Annotated in this window: 12 protein-coding genes; 3 read left to right on the top strand and 9 right to left on the bottom strand. The window is 30.6% G+C overall.

Features of this window, described 5'->3' with window-relative positions; translation table 11 throughout:
• The first annotated feature begins 1 nt into the window (after position 1).
• From AAC008_RS10035 to AAC008_RS10025, 3 genes are all read left to right on the top strand, one after another.
• Positions 2–1,309, top strand: coding sequence for an AarF/UbiB family protein (locus AAC008_RS10035; protein ID WP_339889158.1), 1,308 nt, complete (start codon positions 2–4; stop codon positions 1,307–1,309).
• A gap of 91 nt (positions 1,310–1,400) precedes the next feature.
• Positions 1,401–2,339, top strand: a complete 939-nt coding sequence (locus AAC008_RS10030; RefSeq protein ID WP_339889157.1) for an ATP-binding cassette domain-containing protein — start codon at positions 1,401–1,403, stop codon at positions 2,337–2,339.
• Positions 2,340–2,522, top strand: a complete 183-nt coding sequence (locus tag AAC008_RS10025) for a hypothetical protein (protein ID WP_339889156.1) — start codon at positions 2,340–2,342, stop codon at positions 2,520–2,522.
• Positions 2,523–2,671: 149 nt separating this feature from the next.
• On the opposite strand, the gene AAC008_RS10020 is transcribed toward AAC008_RS10025, so the two are convergent.
• The 9 genes from AAC008_RS10020 to AAC008_RS09980 all read right to left on the bottom strand — a co-directional run bounded on the left by AAC008_RS10020 (position 2,672) and on the right by AAC008_RS09980 (position 12,940).
• Positions 2,672–3,061, bottom strand: a complete 390-nt coding sequence (locus AAC008_RS10020) for a hypothetical protein (protein WP_339889155.1) — start codon at positions 3,059–3,061, stop codon at positions 2,672–2,674.
• Between the two features lie 16 nt (positions 3,062–3,077).
• Positions 3,078–3,572 carry a hypothetical protein gene (locus tag AAC008_RS10015; RefSeq protein ID WP_339889154.1) on the bottom strand — a complete coding sequence of 165 codons (495 nt, stop codon included), beginning with the start codon at positions 3,570–3,572 and terminating at the stop codon, positions 3,078–3,080.
• A gap of 81 nt (positions 3,573–3,653) precedes the next feature.
• Entirely contained in the window at positions 3,654–7,004 is a 3,351-nt protein-coding gene (secA, locus tag AAC008_RS10010) for a preprotein translocase subunit SecA (RefSeq protein WP_339889153.1), read from the bottom strand.
• 87 nt (positions 7,005–7,091) lie between these two features.
• The gene (locus tag AAC008_RS10005; protein ID WP_022828503.1) at positions 7,092–7,313 is read right to left on the bottom strand and encodes a DUF2795 domain-containing protein; all 222 of its coding nucleotides are present in this window, start codon (positions 7,311–7,313) and stop codon (positions 7,092–7,094) included.
• A gap of 201 nt (positions 7,314–7,514) precedes the next feature.
• Positions 7,515–8,084: a cob(I)yrinic acid a,c-diamide adenosyltransferase gene (locus AAC008_RS10000; protein WP_339889152.1), complete on the bottom strand. Its 570-nt coding sequence runs from the start codon at positions 8,082–8,084 to the stop codon at positions 7,515–7,517.
• A gap of 185 nt (positions 8,085–8,269) precedes the next feature.
• Complete coding sequence (locus AAC008_RS09995) at positions 8,270–9,127, bottom strand: ATP-grasp domain-containing protein (RefSeq protein ID WP_339889151.1); 858 nt, start codon at positions 9,125–9,127, stop codon at positions 8,270–8,272.
• Positions 9,128–9,351: 224 nt separating this feature from the next.
• The gene (locus AAC008_RS09990; protein WP_339889150.1) at positions 9,352–10,041 is read right to left on the bottom strand and encodes an ABC transporter ATP-binding protein; all 690 of its coding nucleotides are present in this window, start codon (positions 10,039–10,041) and stop codon (positions 9,352–9,354) included.
• A 159-nt stretch (positions 10,042–10,200) separates the two neighbouring features.
• The gene (locus AAC008_RS09985; protein WP_339889149.1) at positions 10,201–10,986 is read right to left on the bottom strand and encodes a class I SAM-dependent methyltransferase; all 786 of its coding nucleotides are present in this window, start codon (positions 10,984–10,986) and stop codon (positions 10,201–10,203) included.
• Between the two features lie 91 nt (positions 10,987–11,077).
• On the bottom strand, positions 11,078–12,940 hold the full coding sequence (locus tag AAC008_RS09980) for an ABC-F family ATP-binding cassette domain-containing protein (RefSeq protein ID WP_339889148.1): 1,863 nt from the start codon (positions 12,938–12,940) through the stop codon (positions 11,078–11,080).
• Positions 12,941–12,970: the final 30 nt, after the last annotated feature.

The following is a 12,970-nucleotide window of genomic DNA, read 5'->3' as shown; positions in this document are numbered from 1 at the left end:
TATGAAAACATTAGATAAAATTCCGACTAACAAAATTGAACGTGCTGGGCAACTTGTAAAAACAGGTTTCAAAGTGGGTGGAAATTACTTGGCTTATTATGGTGAAAAGATGGTTAATCCGTCATTAACCAAAGAAAAGTTGAATGAAAACAATGCTGAAGATATTTATGATGGTTTAAAAAACTTGAAAGGAAGTGCTTTAAAAGTTGCGCAAATGTTGAGTATGGAAAAGAACATTATGCCTCGTGCTTATGTGGAGAAGTTTTCATTAGCTCAATTTTCTGTGCCACCTTTGTCAGCTCCTTTGGTTAGAAAGACGTTTAAAAAGTATTTGAATAAGTTTCCAGAAGAGGTTTTTGATACTTTTTCTGAAAATTCTGTAAATGCTGCAAGTATTGGACAAGTGCACAAAGCGTCTAAAGATGGAAAAGAATTAGCTGTGAAAATTCAATATCCTGGTGTTGCAGATAGTATTGGCTCTGACTTGGCTATTGTGAAACCGTTTGCTATTCAAATGTTTAATTTAAAAGGTAAAGATTCTGAAAAATATTTCAAGGAAGTTGAATATAAGCTGATGGAAGAAACGGATTATAATTTGGAATTGCGTCAAGGAAATGAAATTTCTAAGGCCTGTGCACAAATTAAGAATTTACGTTTCCCTAAATATTATGAAGCACTTTCGTCTGAAAAAGTCATAACGATGGATTGGATGCATGGTGAACATTTATCGGAATTCACGGCTCACAACACAGATAGAGAATTAGGTGATAAATTGGGTCAAGCTTTATGGGATTTTTACATGTACCAAATCCATAAATTGAAACAAGTTCATGCTGATCCTCATCCAGGAAACTTTTTGGTTGATAAAGAAGGGAATTTAATTGCGATTGATTTTGGTTGCATCAAACAAGTTCCAGAAGATTTTTATGTGCCTTATTTTGAATTGGCTAAACCTGAAATCATTGATAATCCAAAACTTTTTAATGAGAAATTATTTGAATTAGAGATTCTTCGTGAAGATGATTCTCCAAAAGAAATCGAATATTTTACAGCTTTATTTCACCGTTTATTGAGTTTGTTTACAAAACCATTTCATGGTGATTCCTTTGATTTTTCAGACACTGAATTTTTTGGAGAAATTGCCGCAATGGGAGAAGATTTTTCAAAAGACACACAATTGCGAAAAATGAATGGTAACCGAGGTTCTAAGCATTTTTTATATATTAACAGAACATTTTTTGGATTGTATAATTTGCTTCATGATTTAAAAGCGAGAGTAGATACGAAACAGTACGAAAAATATAATTAGTTTTTAGTTTGTTTGGTTGAAAAGAGCATTATTTGTAATAGAGTAGTGCTCTTTTTTTATTTAATTGTAAATTTGTGTTTTAAAATTATTTATGCTTTCTATTCAAAATATTTCGTTTTCTTATTTAAAACAAAAAACCATTCCCACCTTTTCATTAGCATTAGAAAAAGGTAAAAAATTAGCTATAATTGGTGAAAGTGGTTGCGGAAAAAGTACGTTGTTAAAGCTAATTTATGGTTTACATGATTTGGATGAAGGTCAAATTTTTTGGAAAGAAGAAGAAGTTTTAGGTCCAAAATACCATTTGGTTCCTGGAATGGATTTTATGAAATATTTGGCTCAAGATTTTGATTTGATGCCTTTTATTACTGTTGCAGAAAATGTTGGAAAGTATTTGTCGAATATTGATAAAGAAAAGAAACAAAATCGAATTCTAGAATTGCTCGAAATTGTTGAAATGACAGAAGTTGCCAATGTGAAAGCCAAATTTTTAAGTGGTGGACAAATGCAAAGAGTAGCTTTGGCAAGAGTTTTAGCTTTAGAACCAGAAGTTTTATTATTGGACGAACCTTTTAGTCACATTGATAATTTTAGAAAAAATAGTTTAAGAAGAAGTCTTTTTAAATATTTAAAAGAACATAACATCACAACAATAATTGCTTCACACGATGAAAACGATTATTTGTCTTTTGTTGATGAAATTATTGTGATTAAAGATGGAAAACAAGTTGCAAATGGTTCGCCTAAAGAGTTAATCGCAAATCCACCAAGTTATTATGTTGCTTCACTTTTTGATGATGTTAATGAAATTAAAGCTAGTTATTTTGATGATAATTCTAACGAAGTATTGTTGGTTTATCCAAATCAATTGTATGTTGTTGAAAAATCAAAATTGCTTGTAACTGTTTCTCAAAATTATTTCAAAGGAAGCCATTATTTAATTGAAGCAAACTATGAAGATGGAAAATTGTTTTTTGTAAATGATGAAGAAATTGAAGTGGGCAATGTAGTATGTTTAAAGAAAAAATAAATGAAAAATAAATTACCTTATTTTGTTATAATTGCCAGCTCATTATTACTGATTTTTAATTTGTATAATTATGTTTTCAATGGTGATGATAAAGGATTCTATTTAAGAGTTATTTCTAATGTTGTATTAATTGTTGCAATGATTCTTTCAATTATGTCAAGAAATAAACAGAATAGAAATTAATTATCGATTTAATTGCCGTTGGCTTGAGCCATCGGACTATAATATTCAAACAATGATTGGCTTTAGCCAAACTTTTATATATTTTGGCTAAAGCCAATTAGAAATTATTTTTTTTATCCGATCGCAGAAGCCAACAGCAATTCAGTTTATCAATCTTTATAAATAATTTCAATATCTAATTTTCCTGTAATCTTGTTTAATGTTCCTTTGTAAGAATGATTTTTTGCATCATATGATTTAATGTATAATTCATCGGCATCAGATTGTACTAATTTATTTTGCTGAATATAATCTTCAATATCAACTTTTTCTAAGTCAATGATGAATGTCGCTTTTTTAGTTTTAGTGCTTTCATCATAAGTACAATCAACGCTTTTTATTTTTGGAATATTAATTCCTGTTCGTAATTCGATGTTATCTATGTTGAATTGCTCACAACTACAACTGTTGTAAATCATTTTACTAAATCCGTAAAATCCAAAACCAACTAGTAAAAAAAATAAAGCTATTGCAGAAACGATGATTAATACTTTTTTCATAATTGAAAAATTAATATTAGTTTAAATTGTTTGCTTTTTTGAATTTATCAGCCTCATATAAAGTATATAAGTTATAGGATAAACCGCCAATAATTAAAATTTTAAACATTATCCCTTTTAATAAAGTATCAGGTTCAACTAGAAAATTAATTAAGTAGATAAACAAAATCATTCCTAATGGAATAATAGTAAGCAATTTTGGGTTTTTTTCTAAAAAAATAGCACATAATAAAATAACAGCAGTTGAAACAATAGTGATTAATAACCCTAAAGTATCAAAGTTATTTAAAAATAATCCTAATACATTAAAAGCAGTAATTATGTAAAGTAATTTTTTACTTTTTGAAATTTCTTCTGCAGATTTATCTAAAAGTCTTCTTTGAGAAATAAAAATACCAATGTGTTTTGATTTTTCGTCTTCTGTTCCACTAAAAGGAAATTTACAATAAGAGCAAGAATCATAACTTGAAGGTGACTCTTTTTTACAACTTGGACAAGATTTATTTTCCATATAAAATAATTATTAAAATCAAATATATAAAAAATCCCCAATTTTTCAATTGAGGATTTCTAAATTCTATCTTATAAGTTTTTAAACCAAAACCCATTCACCAGAAGTAAGCATACTTTCGGCTTTTTTGAATTTCATAGTTTCCGTTTTTCCACTCATTACATGTTTTATAGTAACAGTGTCATTACGGTTGATTTTTGGTGTGTCTCTAACTATAGTTTCAGTAACTTGTCTTTGTTGACTTGCATTTTGTCCAGCTTGTCTATTGGCATCAGCTGAATCATTAATTTCAGTAGACTCTTTACTTTCTGTATAGTTTTCTTTTTGACGTTCTTGTTTTGCTTCTTGAATCTCGTTTGGATTTTGAGAAGGTAAATCACCTTTAAATAAGAATGAAATTACTTCTTTATTCACATCATCAATCATTTTTTTGAATAATTTGAAAGCTTCAAATTTATAGATTAACAATGGATCTTTTTGCTCATGAACCGCTAACTGAACAGAAGTTTTCATTTCGTCCATTTTACGTAAGTGTTTTTTCCAAGCTTCATCAACAATAGCTAATGTAATGTTCTTTTCAAAATCACCAACTAAAGATTTTCCTTGAGTTGCATATGCTTTTTCAAGATTTGTAACTACGTTTAAAGATTTAATTCCATCTGTAAAAGGAACTACAATTCTTTCGTATTTTCCGTTATTGTTTTCGTACACATTTTTAATTACTGGAAAAGCTTCTTCTGCATTGCGAATTACTTTTTCTTCATAATGTGCTAAAACTGCTTTGTATGTTTTCCCTGTAACTTCCATTTCTGAAAGCTTGTTGAATTCACTTTCTGTAATTGGAGCAGTTACTGAAAAATAACGAATCAATTCAAATTCATAGTTTTTAAAGTCACCAGCACCTTTATTTTCTTGAACGATAAGTTCGCAAGTGTCATACATCATATTAGCAATATCCACTTTCAAACGTTCTCCATGTAAGGCATGACGTCTTCTTTTGTACACTACTTCTCTTTGAGCATTCATTACGTCATCATATTCTAATAAACGTTTACGAACTCCAAAAGCGTTTTCTTCAACTTTTTTCTGTGCTCTTTCAATAGATTTAGTCATCATCGAATGCTGAATAACTTCACCTTCTTGTAATCCCATTCTATCCATTACTTTGGCAACTTTTTCAGAACCAAATAAACGCATTAAGTTATCTTCCAAAGAAACATAGAATTGTGAACTACCAACATCTCCTTGACGACCAGCACGACCACGTAACTGACGGTCAACACGACGAGAATCATGACGTTCTGTACCAACAATTGCTAATCCACCTGCTTTTTTTACTTCAGCAGATAATTTAATATCCGTTCCACGACCAGCCATATTTGTTGCAATTGTAACAACTCCAGGATTTCCTGCTTCGGCAACAATTTCAGCTTCATTTTTGTGCATTTTTGCATTCAATACATTGTGTTGAATACCACGCATTTTTAACATTCGACTCAATAATTCTGAAATCTCAACAGAGGTTGTTCCAATCAATACTGGACGACCAGAATTTGATAGTTTTACAACATCTTCAATTACAGCGTTAAATTTTTCACGAACTGTTCTGTAAATCAAATCTTCTTTATCGTTACGAGCAATTGGTTTATTTGTCGGAATTTCAACAACATCTAATTTGTATATTTCCCATAATTCACCTGCTTCAGTTACAGCAGTTCCAGTCATACCAGCTAATTTGCTGTACATTCTGAAATAATTTTGTAGTGTAACCGTTGCAAATGTTTGTGTTGCAGCTTCAATTTTTACGTTTTCTTTGGCTTCAATCGCTTGGTGTAATCCGTCAGAATAACGACGACCATCCATAATACGACCTGTTTGCTCATCCACAATCATTACTTTGTTGTCCATTACAACATATTCAGTATCCTTTTCAAATAAAGAGTATGCTTTAAGCAATTGTGTTAATGTATGAATACGTTCAGATTTAATTGAAAAATCTTTGAATAATTCGTCTTTTCTTTCAGCTTCTTCTTCTTTTTCAAGATTTGCTTTTTCGATTTTATGTATTTCAGTTCCAATATCTGGTAATACGAAGAAACTTGAATCTGTATCTTGTGATAAAAATTGAACTCCATTATCGGTTAATTCAACTTGATTGTTTTTTTCTTCAATTACAAAATATAATGCTTCATCAACTTTTGGCATCTCACGATTGTTATCTGCCATGTATTGATTTTCTGTTTTTTGAAGCAATTGTTTAATTCCTTCTTCCGACAAAAATTTAATTAATGCTTTACTTTTTGGTAAGGCTCTATAAGATCTCAAAAGTTGAAAACCACCATCTTTAGTGTTTCCTTCTTTGATTAATTTTTTAGCCTCTGTTAAAAATCCTGTTGCTAATTGTTTTTGTAAACTAACTAGATTTTCAACTTTTGGTTTTAATTCACTAAATTCTTGTCTATCACCTTGTGGAACTGGACCAGATATGATTAATGGTGTACGAGCATCATCCACTAAAACCGAGTCAACTTCATCGACAATTGCATAATTGTGTTTGCGTTGTACTAAATCTTCTGGAGCGTGAGCCATATTATCACGTAAATAATCGAAACCAAATTCATTATTTGTTCCGTATGTGATGTCTGCGTTGTATGCTTTTCTTCTTGCTGGTGAGTTTGGTTGATGATTATCAATACAATCAACAGTCATTCCGTGGAACTCGAATAAAGGAGCTTTCCAAGTACTATCTCTTCGTGCTAAATAATCATTTACGGTTACTAAGTGAACACCATTTCCAGTTAATGCATTTAAATATAGTGGAAGAGTTGCTACTAATGTTTTACCTTCACCTGTTTGCATTTCGGCAATTTTACCTTGATGTAAAACTACACCACCAATAAGCTGCACATCATAGTGAATCATATCCCAAGTGATGGCTTTTCCAGCAGCATCCCAAGAGTTTGACCATATTGTATTTTCTCCTTCAATATTTATGTAAGCTTTTGTAGCAGATAATTCAATGTCTTTTGAAGAAGCTTTAACGGTTAAAGTTGAATTATCTTTAAAACGTTTAGCTGTTTCTTTTATTACTGCAAAGGCTTCAGGAAGTATTTCGTTTAATACTTTTTCTGTAATTTCATAAGCTTCTGCTTCTAAAACATCAATTGCTGCATAAATATCTTCTCTTGCATCAATGTCAGCTGTGTTATCAGCATCTGTTTTAAGAGATTCAATTTTAGCATCTTTTTCTGCTCTAGCTATTTTTATTTTCTCTTTGAATTCAGCTGTTTTAGCTCTTAATTCATCGTGAGATAAGGCAGCTAATGCTTTTTCAAAAGTGTGAACTTTTGCTACAAGTGGTTGAATGGCTTTAACGTCTTTTTCGGATTTATCACCCACAAAAGCCTTCAATATTGAATTTAAAAAACTCATAATAGTTTGTTTTATCTAATTGTTTGTAAATATAACCAAAAAAAAAGCCTCAAGTAGAGACTTTTTTGTTGTGATTATTTATTATTTTTAATACTCATCCTCGTTCCAAAGATAATCTTCGTCTGTTGGATAGTCTGGCCAAATTTCTTCCATTGATTCGTAGATCTCTCCTTCATCTTCAATAGACTGTAGATTTTCAACTACTTCTAAAGGAGCTCCAGCTCTAATAGCGTAATCAATAAGCTCATCTTTGGTTGCTGGCCAAGGTGCATCACTTAAATATGACGCTAATTCTAATGTCCAATACATCTTTTATCGATTTAAATTTGTGCAAAAATAAATTTTTAACTTAAAAAGTCAAGTTTTTTTTGATTTATTTTATAATTATTTTTAAGAACGTCTTTTTTTTAGTGTTCAGTGTTCAGTTTTTAGTGTTCAGTAATTAGTATTAAACTACATACTTAATTGCATTAAACAGTAACTGATTACTGCTAACTGAATACTGTAAACTTACTTCCTTGGAATCCATTTTACTTCTTCAGCGTTTAAGTCTAAAGACAACTTTCGTGCCAACACAAAAAGATAGTCAGAAAGTCGGTTTAAATATGTCAAAACAAGTTCGTTTGTCGGTTCTAAGTCATTTAAATGAACAGCCAATCGTTCTGCTCTTCGACAAACGCAACGTGCAATATGACAATATGACACAGTTGTATGTCCACCTGGAAGTACAAAATGAGTCATTTGAGGTAATGCTTCTTCCATTGTATCGATTTCTTTTTCTAAGAATTCTATATCAGAAACTACTAAACCTAAATTTTGAAGTCTTGGTTGACCGTTTTTAAGAGTTTCTTTTTCAGGAGGAGTTGCTAAAATGGCTCCAACTGTGAATAATCTATCCTGAATTTCAGCTAAGACGGTTTTATAATGTACATCAATTTCTTGATCACGAATTAATCCTATATGTGAATTTAACTCGTCTACTGTTCCGTAGCTTTCGATTCTTATGTTGTGTTTTGAAACTCTTGTGCCTCCAAATAGGGCAGTTGTTCCTTTGTCTCCTGTTTTTGTGTAGACTTTCATTTTATGAGTAATTAGTGACTAGTAACTAGTCATTAAAGGTGTTTTTTGATTTTTTACTTTTTAACTGAAATGATTTTCTGTGGTTCATATTATTTGGATTTCTTTTATGCAAAATCTTTAAGATGATGTATAAAACTATAATAATTGAAAGGAGAATTATCATGACTTTTTTTTGAAATTCAAATTTAAGCAATTAATTGCAATAATGATGTAACAAATTGTACTTGTGAATTTTGAGCTAAATTGAAATATAAATCGGGTTCTATACATTCAACCTCCATTAAATGGATTTCATTTTCTATAACAATTCCATCAACACGTGCGTATAATAAATTGCCTTGAAAAGTATCAATTATTTTTTGTGCTTGTTGAATTAAATCTTCTGATGGATGAACTAATGTGTATTTTCCACCAAACTGAACTTGTATTCTAAATTCATTTTCAATAGGTTTTTTATTGACACAATGAGAGAATTTTTTATTTAAAAAAATAAATGAAGTTTCTCCTAATGTCTGAATTTGTGGCATAAATTCCTGAATTAACATGTCTTTTTGAGAAGCTATTGTTTTGTACTTTAACTCTATAGCCTCAAGATTGTCGTTATTGAAAACTTCGGTTAAATAAGAACCTGCCGAAAATGCTGGTTTTATTACAGATTTTTTCCAATGTTTTGGGAGAATTTCTTTTAAATTTTGATGATTTGTTTTTGAAATAAATTGGGTTGGGATTATCTTTATTCCCTTTTGTTCTAAATCTTTTAAATAAAATTTATGTTTGTTTTGCTCAATTATTTCAATTGAATTAAGTGTTTTTATACCTAACTTTTTTAGGGAATTTAACCAAGAATTAAATTCTTCTTCTTTTTCAAAATAATCCCATGTGTTTCTAAAAACTAAATAATCAAAGTCGGTCCAAATTATGGTTTTATCATCCCAAATAACAGGATAAGCCTCTATATTATGCTTTGCTAATGCTGGAATTAATAATTGATCTGAATCAGTTAAATTTGGTAAAGCTTGACAGGTTAATAGTGCTATTTTCATTTTTAGTTTTATTGTTTTTCAAAGATAGCCTAAAGTTTATAAAAGTAAAAACGATTTATTTGATAGCCCTGATGGTAATGGTGTCTCCCGATTCATCGTGAATAGAATGGACAGCAGGAATAAGGTTGGTAAATAAAGACCAAGCGATTTGCTTTTTCAAAAATCAATTGTAATTTCAAAAGATTCTGAATCAAGTTCAGAATGACAAAGGATAACTTTAAAATCTATCTATTCTTCTTATCACTTTCAATAACTCCGTCTCTTAAACGAATGATTCTGTGTGCGTAAGCTGCAATATCTTCTTCGTGAGTTACTAGAATTACTGTGTTTCCGTTAGCGTGAATATCATTGAAAAGACCCATTATTTCTAAGGAAGTTTTACTGTCAAGATTTCCAGTTGGTTCATCGGCAAGAATAATAGAGGGTTTATTGACCAAAGCACGACCAACAGCTACACGTTGACGTTGTCCACCAGATAGTTGGTTGGGTTTATGATCCATTCTGTCTGCTAATCCAACTTGTGTTAAGACTTCGGTTGCACGTTCGTTTCTTTCTGATTTTGAATGACCAGCATAAACCATTGGTAAAGCAACATTATCCAAAGCAGTTGTTCTTGGCATTAAGTTAAAGGTTTGAAAAACGAATCCGATTTCAGTGTTTCTGATTCCGGCTAATTCGTCATCGTGCATTTCGCTGACTAATTTTCCGTTTAGCAAATAAGAACCTGCAGTTGGGGTGTCTAAGCAACCTAAAATATTCATCAAAGTTGATTTTCCTGAACCTGATGGTCCCATTAAAGCAACGTATTCTCCTTTTTGAATGGTTAAATCGATTCCTTTAAGTACATAAACAATTTCGTTTCCTAATGGAAAATCTCTTGTAATTCCTTTGATTTCTATTATTGGTTGTGACATTTTTTTAGTTTAAAGGTTTATGAGTTTAAAAGTTTAAAAGGTTTTGTGCTCATATAATTAATAAGACTTCGTTTTTGTCATTATGTTACATTTATTAATGAGTTTTTTCTAAACGAAATGCCTTTTAACCTCATAACCATATAAACTATTAACCTTTTTCTAAACTCTAACTACAAAATGTTCTTTCTCTTGTTCTTCACGAAAGAAAACAAATCCCCATTGAAAAGTATCTATAGTGACTTTTACTTTTGGATGATTTTTTATGATTTCCCAAGCTTCTTCCATGCCTTTTGACCAATGAATGTCATCGAAAATCCAAACGGTTTCGTTTGTAATTGTTGGAATTAATAGCTCGAAATACTCTAATGTGGCTTTTTTAGAGTGATTACCGTCGAAGTAGATTAGGTTGTAGGTTGTAGGTTTTAGGTTGTAGGTTGAAAGGTAATCTTCGAATTTGGTTGTTATGAATTCAACGTTTTCTGTATTGAAATTTGATTTTTGAAATTGCAATTTACATTGATTTGTTGTTTTTGGGCAGCCTTCTAATGAAATTATTTTAGCAGTTTTGTTTCCTAAAGATAAGGCAGAAGTGGCTAGTCCTAATGAAGTTCCTATTTCTAAAATAGTTGTGGGTTGAAAATAATTTACAACTTTAAAAAGTAATTTTGCTCTTTTAGATGAAATTCCAGCAGTTTTTGCAATTTGGGATATTTGTCTTTTATTGGATTTAAAAACTCTTGAACCTGCTCCAAAATCGGTGACTTCAATGAAGTTTTTATTTGCTAATAAGGTATTTCTGTATTGCTTTAAGATTGAATATTCTGCATATTTTTTCTTATCGTAAAAACATTTTGTAATTAAACTATACACAAATGGTGAATGTACTCCATGTTGATTGCTGGAGTTTTTAAGAAATTTTAGATATGATTTAATTAGTTGTAGCACAAAGTTTCTCAAAGTTAGTCACAAAGTTTCACAAAGAAATATACAAATACTTAGTGTGCCTTTGTGTATTCCTTTGTGTAACTCTGTGTAATTAGTTTTCCATTTTTGCAGAAAGTTCAAACCAACGTTCTTCTTTTGCTTCCATTTTATTGATGATATTTTGTAACTCGTTTGCCTTTTTTTCAATGGCATCATCTGCTACTTTTCCATCTGTAAATAATTGTTCTATTTTACCTTTTTCGAATTCTAAATCTTTGATTTCTCTTTCGATTTTTTGATATTCTTTTTGCTCGTTGAACGTTAAACTAGATGTATTATTTTGTTGTTTCCAGTCTTTTTTATCAGCTTTGTTGTCTTCTTTTTGTTGTACATCTGCTGAATCTTCATAAGCTCTAAAGTCAGAATAATTTCCTGGGAAATCTTCTACTTCACCTTCACCGCGGAAAACAAACAAGTGATCTACAATTTTATCCATGAAATATCTATCGTGAGAAACAACTAATAAATTTCCTGGGAAATCTAATAAGAAACTTTCTAATACGTTTAGCGTTACGATATCTAAATCATTTGTAGGCTCATCCAGAATTAAGAAATTTGGATTCTGAATTAAAACGGTACATAAATACAAACGTTTTAATTCTCCACCACTTAATTTTTCAACAAAGTCATATTGTTTTTTGGCATCAAATAAGAAACGTTCAAGTAACTGTGAAGCCGAAATGATTTTTCCTTTCGTTAAAGGAATATATTCACCATATTCTTTAATAATGTCAATTACTTTTTGACCTGGTTTTGGATTGATTCCACTTTGCGTGTAATATCCAATTTTTATAGTTTCTCCAACAATAACCTTTCCAGAATCTGGTGGCATTGTTTGAGTCATTATGTTTAAGAAAGTCGATTTCCCTGTTCCGTTTTTTCCGATAATTCCGATACGTTCTCCTCTTTGAAAAGCATAGGTAAAATCATCTAAAATGACTCTGTCTTTGAAACTTTTGTTCAGCTTAACCAATTCAATGATTTTACTTCCCATTCGTTCCATGTTGATTTCAAGCTCAACTACATTTTCTTTTCTACGACTTTCCGCTTTTTCTTTAATTACATAAAAATCATCTTGACGCGATTTTGATTTTGTAGTTCTAGCTTTTGGTTGTCTTCGCATCCAAGCTAATTCTTTTACAAATAAGTTTTGCGCTTTGTCAACACTTGCGTTTTCTGAAGCAATTCGTTCTTCTTTTTTTTCTAAATAATACGAATAGTTTCCTTTGTATTGGTATAATTTTCCGTTATCTAATTCGATGATTTCATTACAAACACGTTCTAAAAAGAAACGGTCGTGAGTAACCATAAATAAGGTGATGTTTTCTTTTGCAAAATAACTTTCTAACCATTCAATCATTTCTAAATCCAAGTGATTGGTTGGCTCATCTAAAATTAATAAATCAGGACGACTAATTAAGATAATAGCTAAAGCTAAACGTTTCTTTTGTCCTCCAGAAAGGCCTTTTACCTTTACTTTTAAATCGTCTAATTTTAGTTTAGAAAGAATTTGTTTGTATTGTGTTTCAAAATCCCAAGCATCAAATCGATCCATGTCGTCAAAAGCAAGTTGATATACTTCTTCATCTTCTGGGTTTTCTAATGCTTTTTCATAGCGTTGAATTGCTTTTAAAACTTCATTATCTGAAGCAAAAATACTTTCTTCAACTGTTAATTCGTCTTGTAAATTATTAGTTTGCGATAAAAAAGCCATTTTAATTTCCTTTCGAATAATAACCTGACCAGTATCTGGTTCGTCAAAACCATTCAACATGTTCATTATGGTTGTTTTTCCAGAACCATTTTTGGCAATAAAAGCTATTTTTTGGTCTTTGTTGATTCCAAACGAAATGTTTTCAAACAAAACACGTTCGCCATAAGCTTTTGATATATTTTCTACTGATAAGTAATTCACTGCAATTTATTTTTTGCAAAAGTAGGGTTT

The sequence above is a fragment of the uncultured Flavobacterium sp. genome, from assembly GCF_963975515.1.
Lineage (GTDB): Bacteria > Bacteroidota > Bacteroidia > Flavobacteriales > Flavobacteriaceae > Flavobacterium.
This window is presented reverse-complemented; position numbering and strand designations above follow the sequence as displayed.

Bases quoted from the DNA above. Each gene is read 5' to 3' on its own strand.
- AAC008_RS10035 (WP_339889158.1), top strand. From the start codon at position 2: ATGAAAACATTAGATAAAATTCCGACTAACAAAATTGAACGTGCTGGG.
- AAC008_RS10030 (WP_339889157.1), top strand. From the start codon at position 1,401: ATGCTTTCTATTCAAAATATTTCGTTTTCTTATTTAAAACAAAAAACC.
- AAC008_RS10025 (WP_339889156.1), top strand. From the start codon at position 2,340: ATGAAAAATAAATTACCTTATTTTGTTATAATTGCCAGCTCATTATTA.
- AAC008_RS10020 (WP_339889155.1), bottom strand. From the start codon at position 3,061: ATGAAAAAAGTATTAATCATCGTTTCTGCAATAGCTTTATTTTTTTTA.
- AAC008_RS10015 (WP_339889154.1), bottom strand. From the start codon at position 3,572: ATGGAAAATAAATCTTGTCCAAGTTGTAAAAAAGAGTCACCTTCAAGT.
- secA (WP_339889153.1), bottom strand. From the start codon at position 7,004: ATGAGTTTTTTAAATTCAATATTGAAGGCTTTTGTGGGTGATAAATCC.
- AAC008_RS10005 (WP_022828503.1), bottom strand. From the start codon at position 7,313: ATGTATTGGACATTAGAATTAGCGTCATATTTAAGTGATGCACCTTGG.
- AAC008_RS10000 (WP_339889152.1), bottom strand. From the start codon at position 8,084: ATGAAAGTCTACACAAAAACAGGAGACAAAGGAACAACTGCCCTATTT.
- AAC008_RS09995 (WP_339889151.1), bottom strand. From the start codon at position 9,127: ATGAAAATAGCACTATTAACCTGTCAAGCTTTACCAAATTTAACTGAT.
- AAC008_RS09990 (WP_339889150.1), bottom strand. From the start codon at position 10,041: ATGTCACAACCAATAATAGAAATCAAAGGAATTACAAGAGATTTTCCA.